Raw genomic sequence first — 18,613 nt, 5'->3', positions numbered from 1 at the left:
GGGCGCCGGGTCCGCTCATCGCCCGCGGATCCGGCGCAGCAACCAGGGGGCTAGAACCATACCGCCGACCGCCCACGCGCCCAGAACGGCCGCGGCCAGGCCGAGTGGCCGGTCGCGGCCGATCTCGGCAGCGACGGCGGAGTCGGGCAGGAACGCCGCGCGCAGCCCGAGGCTCTGCCAGTAGAGCGGGAAGACCTGGGCGACGCCGCGCACGAATCCCGGCATGATCTCGATCGGGAACATCACCCCGGAGACGAGCATCAGGAGCATCGTCGGCAGGGCGAGCATGGCCGCGGCCGTCTTCGGGCCGGACACCAGGCTGCCGATCGCCGCGCCGATGGGCACGACGGACAGCGTGCCGAGCGCCAGGACCCAGACGAGCGTCAGCCACCGCCCGGGAGTCGCCGGCGCCGGCACGCCGACCAGCGGCATGGCCACCAGCAGGACGAGCGCGGCGTTCAGCGCGATCGTCAGCAGCGTGGTGACGGCCCGTCCCGTCAGGTAGACCCGGACGCCCCCGGGCAGGGTGCGGGCCCGCATGAGCGTGCCCTCCTCGCGGTCCGCGGCGATCAGCGTGGGCAGCGCCGTCAGCCCGGTCGCGAAGACCCCGAACGCCAGGAACCCCGGTGTCATGTACGTCCCCATCGACACCGTCGTGCCGGGCACCGTGCCGTCGCCGATGAACAGGGCGAGCACGGTGTAGACGCCCGCAGTCCCGACCAGGGCGTTGAGCAGTTCCCTGCGGTCGCTCCACAGGTTGAGCTGCTCGGTCCAGCCCCGCCGCACCCCCAGTTTCGTCAGGCTCAGCATCGTCGCGTTCATCGGGTCCTCGCCCCCTCGATGAGGTCCAGGTAGCTCTCCTCCAGCGTCGGCCGCCGGATCTCCAGCCCGGGGACCGGGCCGCCGTACCGCCGGTGCAGGTCCCAGGCCGCGCCTGAGGGGTCGGCGGTCTCCAGTTCCCCGCCGTCCCAGCGCACCCGCGACGGAGCCTGTACGGCGCTCGCCAGCTCGGCCGGGCTGCCGCAGGTGACCACCCGCCCGGCGACGAGCACGGCGATCCGCCCGGACAGCCGCTCGGCCTCGGCCAGGTCGTGCGTGGTGAGCAGCACGGTGAGGCCCTCCTCGCCCGCCAGCCGCTCGATCAGCAGGTGGAACTCCCGCCGGGCCTCGGGATCGAACCCGGTCGTCGGCTCGTCGAGGAACAGCACCTCGGGCCGGCCGACGATGCCCAGCGCGACGTCCAGACGGCGGCGCCGGCCCCCGGACAGCACCCCCGCCCGGGTCCGCGCCTCCTCGGCCAGCCCGAGCGCGGCCAGCACGTCGTCGACGTCGCGGGGGGCGTCGTAGTGCGCCGCGGCGTGCGCGACCAGGTCACGCACCCGCCAGCGGGGATTGTCGCGCCAGGACTGCATCACCACGCCGAGCCGCGCCCGCCACGCGTCCCCGGCGCGCGCCGGGTTCTCGCCGAGCACCTCGACCTCACCGGACCAGCCCGTGCGGAACCCCTCCAGGATCTCCACCAGGGTGGTCTTTCCGGCGCCGTTCGGGCCCAGCAGCGTGAACACCTCGCCCCGGCGCAGGTCGAGGTCGACGCCGTTCAGCACCCGCACCGGCCCGTACGCCATGCGCAGCCCGCGCACCCGGATGACGACATCGGTCATGCGCCCTCCAAAGAAGTAGCCTTGCTCTCGAATGTAGTAGGTGTACTACATTCGATTCAAGACCTGCTCCATCGATGGGTGATTCACGTGATCAGGCCAGCACGCCGGCGGCGCGCAGGGCCTCCGCCTCGTCGCTGGACAGCCCCCAGGCGCTCAGGTCGTGCAACCGGGTGGCGGGGGACAGGTCACCGTGCCCGGCGCCGGCCAGCCGCGGCGCGGGCGCCGCCTGCGGCACGCCGCCGACCTCCACGAACGTGCCGCGCGCCCGGTTGTGCGGGTGCCCGGCGGCCTCGCGCGGGTCGAGCACCGGGACCACGCAGGCGTCGGAGCCCTCGAAGACCGCCTCCCACTCGGCCCGCGTACGGGACCGGAACGCCTCGGCCAGCCGTTCGCGGATGACCGGCCAGTTGGCCCGGTCGTCGCGGGCGGGCAGGTCGGCGACGCCCATGCGGTCGAGCATCTCCGCCCAGAACCGCGGCTCCAGCGCGCCCACGGCGAGGAACCCGCCGTCGGCCGTCTCGTACGTGTCGTACATGGGGGCACCGGTGTCGAGGAGGTTGGTGCCGCGCGGACCCCAGTGGCCGCCGTGCACCGCGCCGTGGAACATCGAGAACAGCAGCGCCGCGCCGTCGACCATCGCGGCGTCCACCACCCGGCCGCGGCCGGTCCGCTCCCGCTCGATCAGGGCCAGCAGCACGCCGCACGCGAGCATGAGCCCGCCGCCGGCGAAGTCGCCGAGGATGTTGATGGGCGGGGTGGGCTTGTCCCCCGCGCGGCCCAGCATCGACAGCACGCCCGCGATCGCGATGTAGTCGATGTCGTGCCCGGCGGTGTGGGCGAGCGGGCCGTCCTGGCCCCAGCCGGTCATCCGGCCGTACACGAGCCGCTCGTTGACGGCGTGCAGGTCGTCCGGCCCGATGCCGAGCCGCTCGGCGACGCCAGGGCGGAACACCTCGATGACCACGTCGGCCCGCGCCGCCAGCCGCCGGAACGCGGCCACCCCCTCGGGCGACTTCAGGTCGAGGCCGATCGTCCGCTTGCCGCGGTCCATCACCTCCCGCCGGGGCTCGTCGCCCACCGCGGCCACCCGGTCGACGCGCAGCACCTCGGCGCCGTGGTCGGCGAGCATCATCCCGGCGAACGGCCCCGGCGCGAGCCCGGCCAGCTCCAGCACCCGGATCCCCGCCAGCGGCCCCCGTGACCTCTCCATGCGTTCCTCCTCACCGCCCGGTGGAAGCCCAGTGAAGCCCAGTGGAACACACTCGTCGGCCCAGGTCGTGACGGTTTCCACAGTTACGGCAGGGGCGCGCGAGGCGAAGAACACGGGAAGGATACGATCTGTGCCGACGGGGTGTCGCGAGACTACTCGATAGTTTTCGCGGGCGTAACGTGTCTACTCTGGTCTGCGTCCCCGTCCGGGGATAGCGTGCCAAGAGGCGATCACTACGATCCATGGGGGTGGTGTCATGCCAGAGCGCACGGCCAGTATGACCGCCCATATAAAGGCCGTCGAGCAGATCAGGGACTCCTACGCCGCCATCCCCGAAGACGCCGCTCCTCGGCTGGCCAAGGCCACGACGAACCTGTTCCGCTTCCGGGCCCCGGCCAAGACGGCGTCGCTGTCGGCCCGTGACCTGGACCAGGTCATCCACGTCGACCCGGTGACCATGACGGCCGAGGTCCAGGGCATGACGACGTACGAGAACCTGGTGGACGCCACGCTGCCGCACGGGCTCATGCCGTACGTCGTGCCGCAGCTGAAGACGATCACGCTCGGCGGCGCGGTCACCGGCCTCGGCATCGAGTCGAGCAGCTTCCGGGACGGCCTGCCGCACGAGTCGGTCGAGGAACTGGAGATCCTCACCGGCGACGGGCGGATTCTGGTGGCCCGGGCCGACAACGAGCACGCGGACCTGTTCCGGGCATTCCCCAACTCCTACGGCACGCTCGGCTACGCCCTGCGCATCCGCATCAAGCTGGCCCGGGTGAAGCCGTACGTCAAGCTGACCCACATCCGCTTCAACGACGCCGACAAGTGCATGCTCGCCATGCAGGAGATCTGCGAGAGCCGGGAGCACGACGGCGAGCCGATCGACTTCGTCGACGGCACGTTCTTCAGTCCCGACGAGCTGTACGTCACCGTCGGGTCGTTCTCCGACCGGGCGCCCTACACCTCCGACTACACCGGCATGCGGATCTACTACCAGTCGATCCGCAGCCGCGCCCGCGACTGGCTCACCGTCCGCGACTACCTGTGGCGCTGGGACACCGACTGGTTCTGGTGCTCGCGCGCCTTCGGGGTGCAGCAGCCGCTGGTCCGCTCGCTCCTGCCGCGCCGGTGGATGCGCTCGGACGTCTACCGCAGGCTCGTCGGCCTCGACCAGAGGTACGGGCTGACGGCCAGGATCGACCGCTGGCGGAACAACCCCGTGCACGAGTCGGTGATCCAGGACGTCGAGGTCCCGGTCGAGCGGGGCGCGGAGTTCCTGGAGGTCTTCCACCGCGAGGTCGGCATGACCCCGGTGTGGATGTGCCCGCTCAAGGCGACCGGCGAGTGGTCGCTCTATCCCCTCGAACCCGGCCGCCTGTACGTGAACTTCGGCTTCTGGGGGATGGTGCCGCTGCCGCGGGGCCAGTACGACGGGTATCACAACCGGCTGATCGAGCGCGCCGTGCACGCGCTCGACGGCCACAAGTCGCTGTACTCCACCTCCTTCTACGGTCGTGAGGAGTTCTGGCGGCTCTACAACGGGGACGCCTACTGGCCGGTCAAGAGCGCCTACGACCCGGGCGGCCGGCTGCTGGACCTGTACGACAAGTGCGTCAGGGCCAGGTAGGTGGGCGTCGATACGTCGGGAGAGGTTTAATGGCTCTTGCGGAGATCTTCGAGAAGATCGTCGGTCCTGACGCGGGCGTCGAGTTCGTCGCCTACGACGGCAGCAAGGCGGGATCCCCGGGTGCGGACATCCGCATCGAGGTGAAGACGCCGGCGGCGGTGGCCTACCTCGCGCAGGCGCCGGGGGAGCTCGGTCTCGCCCGCGCGTACATCGCGGGGCACATGGACGTGCACGGTGACATGTACACCCTGCTCGACCGGATGTGGTCGCTGACGCTCAACGACCTGCCGCTCGGCGAGAAGATCGCCGCGGCCCGCTCGCTCGGGCTCAAGCCGCTGCTGATGCGCGTGCCGCCGCCGCCGCAGGAGGCGCGGCAGAGCACGCTGGCGAAGCTGGGCAGCCGGCACGCCAAGCAGCGTGACGCCGAGGTGATCCACCACCACTACGACGTCTCCAACCGGTTCTACGAGTGGGTGCTCGGCCCCTCCATGGCGTACACCTGCGCGGTCTTCCCCCGGCCGGACGCGACGCTGGAGGAGGCGCAGCACACCAAGTTCGACCTGGTCGCCAAGAAGCTGGACCTCAAGCCCGGCATGCGGCTGCTCGACGTCGGCTGCGGCTGGGGCGGCATGGTCATGCACGCCGCCAAGGAGTACGGCGTGAAGGGCCTCGGCGTCACGCTGTCGCGCCAGCAGGCCGAGTACGCGCAGAAGGCCATCGCCGAGGCCGGGCTGTCGGAGCTCGCCGAGGTCCGTTTCATGGACTACCGCGACGTCGCCGAGACCGGGTTCGACCGGGTCAGCTCGATCGGCCTGACCGAGCACATCGGCAAGGACAACCTGCCGTCGTACTTCTCCTTCCTCTACGGCAAGCTCAAGCCGGGCGGGCGCCTCCTCAACCACTGCATCACCCGCCCGACCAGCACGGAGAAGACCCTGAACAAGGGTGGTTTCATCAACCGCTACGTCTTCCCCGACGGCGAGCTCGAGTCGGTCGGCCACCTGATCCGTCAGATGGAGGACATCGGCTACGAGGTCCGGCACGAGGAGAACCTGCGCGAGCACTACGCGCTGACCCTGCGCGAGTGGTGCAAGAACCTCGACGAGCACTGGGACGAGGCCGTGGAGGAGGTCGGACAGGGCACCGCCCGGGTCTGGCGGCTCTACATGGCCGGGTGCGTGGTCGGGTTCGAGCGCAACAAGGTGCAGCTCCACCAGGTGCTCGGCGTCCGGCTCGACGAGGGACGGTCGCACGTGCCGCTGCGCCCGTCCCTCGACTGGCCGTGACGGTTCCTACCGAAGCTCGCGCTTGAGGATCTTGCCGGTGGCGGTCATAGGCAGGGACTCGCGGAACTCCACGATCCGCGGGTACTTGTAGGCCGCCATCGTCTCCCGGCCCCACGCCACCAGTTCCTCCTCGGTGGTCGTGTCGCCGGGCGTGCGGATGACGTACGCCTTGACCTCCTCGCCGTGCGACTCGTGGGGGACCCCGACGACCGCGGCGAGCGAGACCGCCGGGTGGGTCATGAGGACCTCCTCGATCTCCCGGGGATAGACGTTGAACCCACCCCTGATGATCATGTCCTTGGCCCGGTCGACGATGAAGTAGTAACCGTCCTCGTCGCGCCGGGCCATGTCCCCGGTGCGGAACCAGCCGTCCCGCATGACCTCCGCGGTCGCCTCGGGCCGGTTGTGGTAGCCCTTCATCACGTTGTGGCCGCGGACGGCGATCTCGCCGATGCCGCCGGGGTCGCCGACCGTGTTCCACTCGGCGTCCACCAGCTTCATCTCGACACCCCAGATCGGGGTGCCGATCGAGCCGGCCTTGGCGGGACGGCCCGGCTGGTTGAACGAGGCCACCGGCGAGGTCTCCGACAGGCCGTAGCCCTCCAGGATGTCCACCCCGAACGTCGCGCTGAAGTCCTTGAGCACCTCGACCGGCAGCGCGGACCCTCCGGAGGCGGCGGTGACCAGCGAGGACGGCACCGCGGCCCCGGCGCGCACCGCGGTGAGCATCGCCCAGTACATCGTCGGCACTCCGGCGAACAGCGTGACCTTCTCCCGCTCCATCAGGGCGAGCGCCTCGGCCGGCTCGAAGCGCGGCATCAGCACGAGCGTCGCGCGGCGCCGGAACCCGGCGTTCATCAGCACGGTCTGGCCGAAGGAGTGGAACAGCGGCAGCGCCACGAGGTAGGTGCTGCGGTCCTGGCGCGGGAACATCTCGTCGCTGACGACGGCGTTCATCACCATGTTCTGGTGGGTCAGTTCGGCGCCCTTGGGCTGCCCCGTGGTGCCGCTCGTGTAGAGGATGACCGCCGTGTCCCCGGGGGAGGTCTGCACGGTCTCGAACTCGCCCGGCACCCCGTCGAGCGCCGCCCACAGCGTCTCGCCGTACGCCGACTCGGTGGCGAACGGCGTGGCCGGCAGCACGATGAAGTGCTCGGCCCGCCCGGCCTCGGAGAACCCGGCCCGGCCGCGCTCGCCCAGCGGCAGTTCCGGCGTGCCCTCGAAGCAGAAGAACGCCTTGGCGCCGGAGTCGTCCAGGTGATAGGCGATCTCCCTGGCCTGCAGCAGCACGTTCAGCGGAACCACGGTCGCGCCCGCCTTGAGGATCCCGTAGTACACGAACGGGAAGTAGGGCAGGTTCGGGCAGGCGAGGGCGACCTTGTCGCCCCTGCCCACGCCGCGGGCGGCGAGCAGGTTGGCGACCTGACCGGCGATGGTGTTCACGAGCGAGTACGGCAGGCGGAGGTCTCCGAAGACGACCGCGGTGGCGTCGGGCTCGTCACGTGCGCTGTCCTCCAGCACGACGGCCAGGTTGAGCATCTGCCGCTCCCTCTTTCTGTCGGACGCGTGGTCCATACCAACCGGTAGGTACCTCAGCGTAACGGCTGATCCGCCCGATTTTGAGTGCCCGGTCAGCAGCGTGTTCAGCAGTGGGCGTACTCGTCGCGCCGGTGGAGCATGGCCGCCAGCATCAGCGGGAACATCGCGACGTGCGCCAGGATCATCACGGTCATCCCGTCGATCAGGCCCAGCCACAGGAGAGGGAACAACGGCACGACCGGGACGAACATGGCGGCGCACATCTCCAGCGTCCCGGCCCAGGCGTGGCCGCGCACACGCATCCACACGGCCATGCCCGCCGACATGTCGAACGCCATCAGGAGGTAGGCGAGCTCGGGGTCGCGGGTGTGGGAGAACCCGATCCCCAGGGCGGACCACAGCAGGCCGAGTGCGAACATCCCGGCGAACATCGCCACGACCATTTCGAGATAGTGCAGGGCGAAGCGTCTCCATCGCCGGGGGCCGGACGGAGAGCTGGACGGGAGACCGGTGTGCCCGGCGGGCGTCGTCTGTGTCATGGCTCGACTGTCCCGGCGGCCGGGGGTTCCGCGAAGTACGGGACCGGCGACAGGTCCGGAAACTTGGGATACCGGTCCCTGTGACGTACAGTCCCGGTGTGATCTCGCGGCGGGTGGTCGTGGTCGGGTACCACGCGGCGGAACTCCTGGACATCGCGTGCGTGACGTCGAGCCTCGTCATGGCGAACGTCCAGGGCGCCGCGCCTCCGTACGACGTGTGCCTGGTGACGCCCTCCGGGCTGCCCGTCACCTGTGGCAGCGGGCTGACGCTGCAGGCGCAGCAGGCCCTCGAACGCGTCACCGGGCCACTGGACACGCTCGTGCTGTCCGGGGGGATCGGGCACGAACTGGCCGCCGCCAACCGGGTGATCGTCGGGCACGTCCGCCGTCTGGCCCGGGAGAGCCGCCGCGTCGCCTCGGTGTGCACGGGCGCGGCGGTGCTGGCCGCCGCCGGGCTGCTCGACGGCCGGCGCGTCACCACGCACTGGGGGTACGCCTCCACGCTCGCCTCGCGCCACCCCGAGATCACCGTGGACGCCGCCCCGATCTTCATCCGGGACGGCAACGTCACCACGGCCGCCGGCGTCACCAGCGCGCTGGACCTGACCCTCGCCTTCATCGAGGAGGACAACGGCTCCGCCCTGGCCCGGGAGGTGGCCCGCCACCTGGTGACCTACCTGCAGCGTCCCGGCAACCAGGCGCAGATGAGCATGTTCACCGAAGGCCCGCCCCCCGGCGACGACCTGGTCAGGCGGGTCGTCGACCACGTCACCGGCCACCTCGGCGCCGATCTGGGCACCGCCGCGCTGGCGGCCGGGGCGGGGGTGAGCGAGCGTCACCTGACCCGGCTGTTCCTCCGGCACCTCGGTCAGACGCCGGGCCGGTTCGTCCGCCGGGCCCGGGCCGAGGCCGCCGCCCATCTGCTGGCCACCACCTCGCTGCCGGTGTCCGCCGTCGCGGCCCGGTGCGGCTTCGGCACGGCCGAGACCCTCCGCCAGGCTTTCGTCGACCTCTACGGCATCCCGCCCTCGCGCTACCGGCAGGCGCATTCCACCGCACTGCCGCGGTCCTCCGCGCCTGATCCCGGCGCTGTGGCAGACTGACCACCGAATGTCGTTCTAGTCTTCGTCGAAGGGCAGGTCCATGACCACGCGGCCCACGGGGCGGGCGCCCATCACCTCCGTGCCGGACATCGACCTGTCGAGCTGGGACTTCTGGGCCCGGCCGGACGAGGAGAGGGAGCACGCCTTCCGGCTGCTGCGCGACCTGGGCACGCCGGTCTTCTTCGCCGAGCCCGAGATCAACTTCGCCGGGACGCGCGGCCCCGGCTACCACGCGCTCGTACGGCACGCCGACATCCTGGAGGCCAGTCGCGCGCCCGAGATCTTCTGCTCCGGCGACGGCGGGGCGACCAACATCCCCGACCTGCCCGCGGAGTTCACCGAGTACTTCGGCTCCATGATCAACATGGACGACCCGCGGCACGCCCGCCTGCGGCGCATCGTCTCCCGGGCGTTCACCCCCCGCATGATCAGGCAGTTCGAGGCCGACGTCGAGGCGGCGGCCGCCCGCATCGTGGACGACCTGCTGGAGACCGGGCCGGGCTGCGACTTCGTGACCGAGGTGGCCGCCCGGCTGCCCCTGAAGATCATCTGCGACATGGCGGGCATTCCGGAGAAGGACTACGGCTTCGTCTTCGACCGGTCGAACGTCATCCTCGGCGCCACCGACCCCGAGTACGGCGGCGACCCGCAGGGCATCGCGCACGCGCTGCTCACCGCCGCGATGGAGCTGCAGCAACTGGTGCAGGACCTCGCCGTCCACCGGGCCGAGCGGCCCACCGGCGACCTGATCTCGTCGCTGGTCAACGCCAACATCGACGGGGAACGGCTGACCACGCAGGAGCTCGCCTCGTTCTTCATCCTGCTCGTCGTGGCGGGCAACGAGACGACCCGAAACGCCATCTCCTCCGGCATGCGCCTGCTCACCCTCAACCCCGACCAGCGGCGCCTCTGGACGGAGGACTTCGAGGGCCGCGCCCCGCGCGCCGTGGAGGAGATCGTCCGGCTGGCGGCGCCGGTCAACTTCATGCGCCGGAAGGTCACCCGGGACCACGAGATGAACGGCACGCGCTACCGCGCGGGCGAGAAGGTGCTGCTGTTCTACTGGGCGGCCAACCGGGACGAGCGGGTGTTCGACGACCCGCTGCGGTTCGACATCCTGCGCGACCCCAACCCGCACGTCGGATTCGGCGGGCCCGGCCCCCACTTCTGCCTCGGCGCCCACCTGGCCCGCCGCGAGATCACCGTGATGTTCCGCGAACTGCTGCGCCGGGTCCCCCGCATCGAGGCGGGCGAGCCGGAGCGCCTGCTGTCCAGCTTCATCAACGGCATCAAGCACATGCCCTGCACGTTCTGACGGCGGGAGGGGGTCCTCAGCGGATCGGCTTGATCGACCGGACGACCGTGTTGATGTCGGGCAGCAGGTCGTTCTTCAGCTCCGGCACCGCCATGTAGACGATCGTGGGAAGGTCGGCGCCGGTGTCGACGGCGGCGATCACGACCGTGGTGGAGCCGCCGTCGGCGGTCACCTTGTAGGCGGCCAGCAGACCGGTCAGGCCGCCCCGCGACAGGCGCTGCTGGGCGGTCTTGGTGACCTTGTTGTCCTTGGGGAACTGCGTCTGCCGCGCGCGGTACATCACCGCGCTGAGGACGGGGCCCAGCTTGTCGGGCGCGGTGTACTTCACCGCGAGCGACTGCGCCAGCGGCCCCGACATCACCACGGCGAACTCCCGCTTGCCCTTGGTGGTCATGCCGGCAGGCACGTACTGCCGGGTGGTGAAGCCGTACGTCGCCTTGGTCTGGGCGGGGTTGGCGTCCGCCTGCCAGGGGCCGCCGAGCCTCGGCAGCGTGATCCGGCCGGCGGTGTCGGTGAGCACGCCGTTCACCGGGGAGGCGGTGCCCTTGTAGACGGGCAGCTGCGGCACCTGTGCCTGTGGCCGGGCACTGGAGCGGGAAGCGGGGGTGGAGGCCGAGGGCTTGGGCGGGGTCGCCGCCTCGGCCGACCTGCCCGAGCTGAGCGGCCCGGCGCCGAACGCCCAGACGAGCACCGCCACGAGCGCGGCCACGACGGAGGCCACCAGCGCGTACAGCCAGACGGGGCGGCCGGGCCCGTCGTCCTCGTACTCGTCGATCGCCCGGTAGTTCTCCCCGAACACCGTGTTCCACAGCTCCTGCTGCCGGTGCGCCGGAGGCGTCTTGGGCCCGCTGATCTGCCCCGCCGTCACGAACGGCCGGTACGGGTCGTCCGGCTGGGGAGGCGGCGGCGGAGCCGTGGACGCGTGCGGAGAAGCGGGCCGGGAGGGCGGGGGGAGGGGCGGGGAGGTCTCGGCGTACGACCGGACCGAGGGGGTGAACGGGGCGGCCGGGGTGAACGGGGTGGCCGGACCGGCCTGCGCGGCGGGGCCGGCGGGGGACCGCGGCGGGCCGGGCTCGCCGAAGGCGGGGGTGGGCATGCGCGGAGCCGTGCCGGGCACGGGGCCCGCCATGGTCGCCGCGTCCGCGTCCTGCGGCGCCCCCTCGACGAAGGAGCGCACCGTGGGTGTGAAGGAGGCCGGCGGAGGGATCTCGGGCCAGGCCGGGGGGACCTCCGGCCAGGCCGGCGCCCGCTGGGGCTCACTGCGGTCCGAGGGCACGCTACCTCCCGAGATCATGCCCGAATTAGGGGTGCCTGGCATGATCTCATGGGAGCCGGGGGCTGCCGCAGTGAAATCGGAGAATGCCCCGCGGAACTGCTCACCGGTGGGGTCGGTGGGCGGGTCCTGCATCGGCAGGTCCGGAGGCGGGAAAGTGTTGGCCACGGAAGCACAGTAAAGGAGCGGACATAAGAGGTCACAACGGAACTATCACCATCGGGTATCGCACTCTGACACGCGAGGTCAGCCCCGGATGATCGAAACCGCGGCCACATGGGCGACTGCGCTACGCTTGACACGCGTGCCGCCACCCTGCACTGCGTCACCTGCACTGGGCCACCCCGTACTTGGGGCATCCATCTCACAGCTCGGCGCGTGAGAGCGCGCAGGCGAGGGCTGCCCCGATCGTACGACAGGGGTTGCCCGGGCGGGCGTCATCAACCCTGATTCTGCCGCCGGGCGAGGAGTGGAAGTGGACGAGCCGGTGTACGACCCGCAGGCGCTGCAGGCCAAGTGGCTGCCGCGGTGGGAGGAGTCGAACCCCTTCGCGGCGGTCGAGGACCCCGCGGACACCAGGCCGCGCAAGTACATGCTCGACATGTTCCCCTACCCCTCCGGCGACCTCCACATGGGACACGGCGAGGTCTTCGCGATCGGCGACGTCGTCGCGCGGTACTGGTTCCAGAAGGGCTACAACGTCCTGCACCCCATCGGGTGGGACTCCTTCGGCCTGCCCGCCGAGAACGCCGCGATCAAGCGCAACGCCCACCCGGCCGAGTGGACGTACAAGAACATCGAGACGCAGGCGAACTCGTTCAAGCGGTACGCCATCTCCTTCGACTGGTCGCGCCGCCTGCACACCAGCGACCCGGAGTACTTCCACTGGAACCAGTGGCTGTTCACCCGCTTCTTCGAGCGGGGCCTGGCCTACCGCAAGGGCGGCCTGGTCAACTGGTGCCCGCAGGACCAGACCGTGCTCGCCAACGAGCAGGTCGTGGCGGGCAGGTGCGAGCGTTGCGGGGCCGACGTCGTGCGCCGCGAGCTGACCCAGTGGTACTTCAAGATCACCGAGTACGCCGACCGGCTGCTCGACGACATGGCGCAGGTCGAGGCTGGCTGGCCCGAGCGGATCCTGACGATGCAGCGCAACTGGATCGGCCGTTCCACCGGAGCCGACGTGCGCTTCCGCATCGAGGGCCGCGACGAGCCGGTCACCGTCTACACCACCCGCCCCGACACGCTGTACGGCGCCACGTTCTTCGTCGTCGCCGCGGACGCCCCGCTGGCCGAGGAGATCGTCGCCCCCGAGCAGGCCGAGGCACTGGCCGCCTACCGCGCCGAGGTCGCCAAGCTCTCCGACATCGAGCGGCTGTCCACCGAGAAGGAGAAGACCGGCGTCTTCCTGGGCACGTACGCGATCAATCCGGTCAACGGGGAGCGCATCCCGGTGTGGGCCGCCGACTACGTGCTGTCCGACTACGGCCACGGCGCGATCATGGCGGTCCCCGCGCACGACCAGCGCGACCTCGACTTCGCGCGGAAGTTCGGCCTGCCGGTCAAGGTCGTCGTGCACACCGGCCTGGCCGACCCGGGCGAGACCGGCGTCGCCACTCCCGGCGAGGGCACGCTGGTCAACTCCGGCCCGCTGGACGGGCTGACGAAGGCCGAGGCGATCCAGAAGATCATCGAGGTCCTGGAGGAGCGCGGCACCGGCAGCGCCGCGGTGAACTACCGCCTGCGCGACTGGCTGCTGTCGCGGCAGCGGTTCTGGGGCACGCCGATCCCGATCATCCACTGCGTGGACTGCGGCGAGGTCCCGGTGCCGGACGACCAGCTGCCGGTCACGCTGCCCGACCTGCGTGGCGCGGCCCTGCAGCCGAAGGGCGTCTCGCCGCTGGCGGGTGCCACGGACTGGGTCAACGTCTCCTGCCCCAAGTGCGGCGGGCCCGCCCAGCGGGACACCGACACGATGGACACCTTCGTCGACTCGTCGTGGTACTTCCTGCGGTACTGCGACCCGCACTACACCGACGGCCCGTTCGACGTGGAGAAGGTCCGCAAGTGGGGCCCGATCGACCAGTACGTCGGCGGCCAGGAGCACGCGGTGCTCCACCTGCTCTACACGCGGTTCTTCACCAAGGTCCTGCACGACATGGGCCTGGTCGACTTCACCGAGCCCTTCGTTCGGCTCATCAACCAGGGCCAGGTCATCAACCAGGGCAAGGCCATGTCGAAGTCGCTGGGCAACGGCGTGGACCTGGGCGAGCAGATCGACAACTTCGGCGTGGACGCCGTCCGGCTGACAATGATCTTCGCCGGGCCTCCGGAGGAAGACATCGACTGGGCCGACGTCTCGCCGGCCGCGTCGCAGAAGTTCCTGGCCCGCGCGTTCCGCGTGATGGCCGAGGCTGGAGCGGCGTCCGCCCCGGGGGCCGACGTCTCCGGCGGCGACGTCGAGCTGCGCAAGGTGACCCACCGGACCATCGACGAGGTGACCAAGCTCGTCGAGGGCTACCGGTTCAACGTCGCGGTGGCCCGCATGATGGAGCTGACCTCCGCCGCGCGCAAGGCGATCGACGCCGGTCCCGGCGCCGCCGACCCCGCCGTCCGCGAGGCCGCCGAGACCCTGGCGGTCATGCTGTCGCTGGTCGCGCCGTACGTCGCGGAGGAGGGCTGGGAGCGGCTCGGTCACGCGCCGTCGGTCGCGAAGGCGGGCTGGCCGCAGGCCGACCCGGCGCTGCTGGTGCAGGAGTCGGTCACGGCCGTGGTCCAGGTGGCGGGCAAGGTCCGCGACCGGCTGGAGGTGTCCCCGGACATCTCCGAGGCCGACCTGGAGGCGCTGGCCCTGGCGTCGGAAAAGGTCAGGCCGTACCTGGACGGCACGCCGCGCAAGGTCATCGTACGGGCGCCGAAGCTCGTCAACATCGTCCCGTGATCGGGCGTTGACGATCGGGCAGCTGTCCGGACAAAATTACGCCCGAGCCACAAAACCAGTCATATAGATGAGGCGTGCGGTCAGGGCATGCCGCGACCACCACCGCTCCGGCGGTGGTCTGGGGTGCGCGCCTGACCGTACGGCTCACCGGTGGCGTGCGCCCCTCGTGGGAGGCACGTCTTGTACAGACGCATTCTCGGCGGGCTGGCGACCGCCGTCGCGATGGCGGCGACCGTGCTCGTCGCCACCGGTTCACCGGCGAACGCGGCCGGCACGGGCACCGGCTACCTGCACACCAGCGGGAACAAGATCGTCGACAGCACCGGCGCCACCGTCCGGCTGACCGGCATCAACTGGTTCGGCATGGAGACCGACAACAAGACCTTCCACGGGCTGTGGGCCAGCAACCCGTGGAGGAGCCAGCTCGACCTCATGGCGAACCTGGGCTACAACACGATCCGGGTGCCGTTCTCCGACGACGCGCTGAAGCCGGGCGCGCAGGCGACGAGCGTCAACACCGCATCCAACCCCGATCTCATCGGCCTGTCGCCGCTGCAGATCCTCGACAAGGTCGTGGACTACGCGGGCCAGAAGGGCATGCGGATCATCCTCGACCGGCACCGGCCGACCAGCGCGGGTCAGACGGCGCTGTGGTACACCTCGACCGTGCCGGAGTCCACCTGGATCGCCGACTGGAAGTCGCTGGCCCAGCACTACGCGGGCAACACCACGGTAATCGGGGCCGACCTGCACAACGAGCCGCACGCCGACGGCACCAACCCGAACGCGACCGGCTCCTGCTGGGGCTGCGGCGTCGAGTCCCGCGACTGGCGCCTGGCGGCCGAGCGGGCGGGCAACGCGATCCTGTCCGTGCAGCCCAACTGGCTGATCTTCGTCGAGGGCGTGAGCTGCCCGAGCGGCGGCCTGTCCAACATCTGGGACAACGACACCAGCAACGACGAGGACTGCGGCTGGTGGGGCGGCAACCTCACCAAGGCCGGGCAGTTCCCCGTCCGGCTGAACGTGGCGAACCGGCTCGTCTACTCGCCGCACGAGTACGCCACGTCGGTCTACCACCAGCCGTGGTTCGACGACCCGACGTACCCGGCGAACATGCCGGCCATCTGGGACAAGTACTTCGGCTACCTGTACAAGCAGAACATCGCGCCGATCATGGTGGGCGAGTTCGGCACCACGCTGGCCAGCAACACCGACAAGATCTGGCTCCAGGAGCTCATGAAGTACCTGGGCACCGGGGTGAACGGCATGTCGTTCACCTACTGGTCGTGGAACCCCAACTCGGGTGACACGGGCGGCATTTTGAAGGACGACTGGGCGACGGTCGACCAGGCCAAGCAGAGCATCATCTCGCCGTACCTGATCCCGCCGGTGGGCGGCAGGCCGCAGTCGCCTTCGGCGTCCCCGTCCTCCTCGCCCTCGACCTCTCCCTCATCCTCTCCCTCGGCGTCACCGTCGGTGTCCCCGTCGGCCTCGCCGTCCGCGTCCCCCAGCGGGAACGGGGGCAAGTCCTGCACCGCCACCTACAAGGTCGTCAACCAGTACAGCGGCGGCTTCCAGGGTGAGGTCACGGTGAAGGCGGGCAGCTCCGCCATCTCCGGCTGGACCGTGAAGTGGGCCTTCCCGAACGGGCAGACCATCAGCCAGCTCTGGAACGGCTCGCTCAGCGCCAGCGGGTCCAATGTCACGGTGACGAACATGTCCTACAACGGCGCGCTCGGCGCCGGGGCGTCCACGGCGTTCGGGTTCAACGCGAGCTGGTCCGGCACCAACGGCGTGCCGTCGCAGGTCACCTGCGCGGCGAGCTGAGCGGGCGGATCACTTCAGCGCGGCGGCGATCCTGGCCAGGATCTCCTCCAGGATCGGCGCCGACGTCGCGAAGTTGAGGCGGGCGAACGTGTCCCCGCCTCCGTAGTTGGGGCCCGGGTTGAGCTTGACCCGGGCCTCCCGCTCGACGAAGGAGGCGGCGTCGGGGATGCCGAAGTCGAGCCACGCGAGATAGGTGGCCTCGGGCATGCGGTACCCCACCCCGGACGGGAGCCGCTCGGCGACGAGCCGGCGGTTGCGGTCCAGGATCGCCAGCACCTCCTCCAGCCACGCGTGGCCGTGCCGCCACGCGGCCACCGTGGCCTCCACGCCGAGGACGCTCGGCGCGCCGTAGATGTGGGCGGGCTGGCGGCCGATCGCGTCCCTGACGTCCCTGGCGCCCAGATGGGCCACCGAGCAGTGCAGCCCGCCCATGTTGAACGCCTTGCTGGCGGAGGTCAGCGTGACCGTGCGCTCCGGGAGGATCGTGGCGAACGGGATGTGCCGGGCCGGGGCGTACGTCAGGTCGGCGTGGATCTCGTCGGCGATCACCAGCGTGCCGTGCCGGTCGGCGTACGCGGCGACCGCCTCCAGCTCCTCCCGGGTGAACGACCGGCCCGACGGGTTCTGCGGGTTCACCAGCAGGAGCACCCGTACGGGCTCATCGGGGACCTCGAACCGGCCCTCGGCCGTCAGCGGCATCGGCACCAGGCGGCGGCCCATCCCCGTGATGGTGACGAGGAAGGGGTCGTAGGCCGGGACGTGCAGCGCCACCGCGTCGCCGGGCTCGGTCATGAGGTGCAGCAGCACCTGGAGGGCCTGGTTGAGGTCGGTGTAGGACCGCACATGCCCGGGATCGGCGCGCCAGCCGTACCTCGCCTCCATCCGCTCGGCGAACGCCTCCGCCAGCGGCCCGGCGGCCGGCTGGTCCAGCCACTCGGGATAGCCGAGATCCGTGGCCGCGCGTCGCGCGACGGCCTCCCGGACCGCGTCGGGCACCGGGAAGTCCATGTCGGCGACCCAGGCGGGGATGACATCGGGCGCGGCCAGGGCCCACTTGATCCCGTCACGGGCGCGGGCGGCCTCCAGGGAGAGCGAGTCGAGTTCCACGGGACTCACCCTAATCGCCAGATATCGGTCATCCGGGAAGCAGCCATACCGGCGTCCCGCGGCGGGACGCCGGCACGGGCGTGACTACAGCCGCGCGACTACAGCTTGCGCAGGACGGCCGTGACCTTGCCGAGCACGGTGGCCTCGTCACCGGGGATCGGCTCGTAGTTCGGGTTGTGCGGCACCAGCCACACGTGCCCGTCCTTGCGCTTGAACGTCTTCACGGTGGCCTCGCCGTCGATCATCGCCGCGACGATGTCACCGTTGTCGGCCACCGGCTGCTGCCGCACCACGACCCAGTCGCCGTCCGCGATGGCGGCCTCGATCATCGAGTCGCCGGAGACCTGGAGCAGGAACAGCGTGCCCTCGCCGACAAGCTGCTTGGGGAGCGCGAACACGTCCTCGATGCTCTGCTCGGCGAGGATGGGGCCACCGGCGGCGATGCGGCCGACCAGCGGAACGTACGCCGCGGTGGGCCGGTTGAAGCCGCTCTCCTCCTCGGCGGCGTCCGGGTCCACCCACAGGACCGGCTCACCGGGGAGCCTGACCTCCAGCGCCCGGGGGCGGTGCGGGTCCCGGCGGAGGTAGCCCTTACGCTGGAGCGCCGTGAGCTGGTGCGACACGCTGGAGGTGCTGGTCAGCTGGACAGCCTCCCCGATCTCCCGCATGGACGGCGGATAGCCGCGCTGCTGGACCGAGTCGCGGATCACCTCGAGGATCTTCCGCTGCCTGGGGGTGAGGCCAAGCGAGTCACGCCGACGAACCGCGAGGTCGCCGACGCCATTCGCCTGCTCACTTCGGTCACTCACGATGCCACCTCTCAATCCGTGTTCCTCATGTCGCACAGAGCGACCGTACCGCGATTCAAGATCAGCGTCAAACAATTGTTCGATATCCAGCGAAATCGCCGATCTCGCCGTTCTCCTCATCGTACGGGAGTTCGATCGATCCCGTGTTCGATTTACCCGATCTTCTCGGCGGGTCGTACGCCCAGCTCAGAAGGAATGGGGAAATCGGGACCCGAAAAAGCCGCACGGCCTATTCCTTCATGCCCGGGGCAGGGGAGGCGGGTGGGGCTGATGGGGCGACACGCCCGCCGAGCAGGAACTTCCCCCGCCACGCCCGGTTCGACTTGCGTTCAAGGACGGGCACTTCTACCGTTGGACCCCAACATCTAGTAGTCACAGC

14 protein-coding genes are annotated in these 18,613 nt (G+C 70.5%); 6 read left to right on the top strand and 8 right to left on the bottom strand.

Annotated features, from left to right (window positions below; all coding sequences use genetic code 11):
- Positions 1-15: 15 nt before the first annotated feature.
- The 3 genes from HHX40_RS27975 to HHX40_RS27965 form a co-directional block, all read right to left on the bottom strand.
- Positions 16-822, bottom strand: a complete 807-nt coding sequence (locus HHX40_RS27975; protein ID WP_182882947.1) for an ABC transporter permease — start codon at positions 820-822, stop codon at positions 16-18.
- A complete protein-coding gene (locus HHX40_RS27970) occupies positions 819-1,661 on the bottom strand; it encodes an ABC transporter ATP-binding protein (RefSeq protein ID WP_182882946.1) in 843 nt (280 codons plus the stop codon). Before HHX40_RS27970 ends, HHX40_RS27975 begins: the two co-directional genes overlap by 4 nt.
- Positions 1,662-1,752: 91 nt before the next feature.
- Positions 1,753-2,871: a CaiB/BaiF CoA transferase family protein gene (locus HHX40_RS27965; RefSeq protein ID WP_182882945.1), complete on the bottom strand. Its 1,119-nt coding sequence runs from the start codon at positions 2,869-2,871 to the stop codon at positions 1,753-1,755.
- 256 nt (positions 2,872-3,127) lie between these two features.
- On the opposite strand from HHX40_RS27965, the gene HHX40_RS27960 reads away from it, so the two are divergent.
- Both HHX40_RS27960 and HHX40_RS27955 read left to right on the top strand, forming a co-directional pair.
- The gene (locus HHX40_RS27960; RefSeq protein ID WP_111697932.1) at positions 3,128-4,498 is read left to right on the top strand and encodes an FAD-binding oxidoreductase; all 1,371 of its coding nucleotides are present in this window, start codon (positions 3,128-3,130) and stop codon (positions 4,496-4,498) included.
- Positions 4,499-4,527: 29 nt separating this feature from the next.
- Positions 4,528-5,784 carry a class I SAM-dependent methyltransferase gene (locus tag HHX40_RS27955; protein WP_182876570.1) on the top strand — a complete coding sequence of 419 codons (1,257 nt, stop codon included), beginning with the start codon at positions 4,528-4,530 and terminating at the stop codon, positions 5,782-5,784.
- A 6-nt stretch (positions 5,785-5,790) separates the two neighbouring features.
- Here HHX40_RS27955 and HHX40_RS27950 read toward each other — a convergent pair whose 3' ends face one another.
- Both HHX40_RS27950 and HHX40_RS27945 read right to left on the bottom strand, forming a co-directional pair.
- Positions 5,791-7,323 (bottom strand): long-chain-fatty-acid--CoA ligase, encoded by a 1,533-nt coding sequence (locus tag HHX40_RS27950; RefSeq protein WP_182882944.1) that lies wholly within the window; start codon positions 7,321-7,323, stop codon positions 5,791-5,793.
- 104 nt (positions 7,324-7,427) lie between these two features.
- Positions 7,428-7,862, bottom strand: coding sequence for a hypothetical protein (locus HHX40_RS27945; RefSeq protein WP_220499652.1), 435 nt, complete (start codon positions 7,860-7,862; stop codon positions 7,428-7,430).
- Between the two features lie 98 nt (positions 7,863-7,960).
- On the opposite strand from HHX40_RS27945, the gene HHX40_RS27940 reads away from it, so the two are divergent.
- Together HHX40_RS27940 and HHX40_RS27935 are read left to right on the top strand one after the other, a co-directional pair.
- A complete protein-coding gene (locus tag HHX40_RS27940) occupies positions 7,961-8,965 on the top strand; it encodes a GlxA family transcriptional regulator (RefSeq protein WP_310738323.1) in 1,005 nt (334 codons plus the stop codon).
- A 40-nt stretch (positions 8,966-9,005) separates the two neighbouring features.
- Positions 9,006-10,280, top strand: a complete 1,275-nt coding sequence (locus tag HHX40_RS27935) for a cytochrome P450 (RefSeq protein ID WP_182882943.1) — start codon at positions 9,006-9,008, stop codon at positions 10,278-10,280.
- A gap of 16 nt (positions 10,281-10,296) precedes the next feature.
- Here HHX40_RS27935 and HHX40_RS27930 read toward each other — a convergent pair whose 3' ends face one another.
- The gene (locus tag HHX40_RS27930) at positions 10,297-11,574 is read right to left on the bottom strand and encodes a hypothetical protein (RefSeq protein ID WP_220499651.1); all 1,278 of its coding nucleotides are present in this window, start codon (positions 11,572-11,574) and stop codon (positions 10,297-10,299) included.
- Positions 11,575-12,028: 454 nt separating this feature from the next.
- Between HHX40_RS27930 and leuS the strand changes: the two genes are divergently transcribed.
- Together leuS and HHX40_RS37205 are read left to right on the top strand one after the other, a co-directional pair.
- The gene (leuS, locus tag HHX40_RS27925; RefSeq protein ID WP_182882941.1) at positions 12,029-14,491 is read left to right on the top strand and encodes a leucine--tRNA ligase; all 2,463 of its coding nucleotides are present in this window, start codon (positions 12,029-12,031) and stop codon (positions 14,489-14,491) included.
- A gap of 180 nt (positions 14,492-14,671) precedes the next feature.
- Positions 14,672-16,318 (top strand): cellulase family glycosylhydrolase, encoded by a 1,647-nt coding sequence (locus HHX40_RS37205; RefSeq protein WP_259403982.1) that lies wholly within the window; start codon positions 14,672-14,674, stop codon positions 16,316-16,318.
- Between the two features lie 9 nt (positions 16,319-16,327).
- Here the strand turns inward: HHX40_RS37205 and HHX40_RS27915 are convergent, their stop codons facing one another.
- Both HHX40_RS27915 and lexA read right to left on the bottom strand, forming a co-directional pair.
- Complete coding sequence (locus HHX40_RS27915) at positions 16,328-17,425, bottom strand: MalY/PatB family protein (protein WP_310738322.1); 1,098 nt, start codon at positions 17,423-17,425, stop codon at positions 16,328-16,330.
- A 98-nt stretch (positions 17,426-17,523) separates the two neighbouring features.
- Positions 17,524-18,237 carry a transcriptional repressor LexA gene (gene lexA / locus HHX40_RS27910; protein WP_373868689.1) on the bottom strand — a complete coding sequence of 238 codons (714 nt, stop codon included), beginning with the start codon at positions 18,235-18,237 and terminating at the stop codon, positions 17,524-17,526.
- Between the last annotated feature and the right edge of the window lie 376 nt (positions 18,238-18,613).

It is taken from the genome of Microbispora sp. H10949 (assembly GCF_014161435.1).
GTDB lineage: Bacteria > Actinomycetota > Actinomycetes > Streptosporangiales > Streptosporangiaceae > Microbispora > Microbispora triticiradicis.
This window is presented reverse-complemented; position numbering and strand designations above follow the sequence as displayed.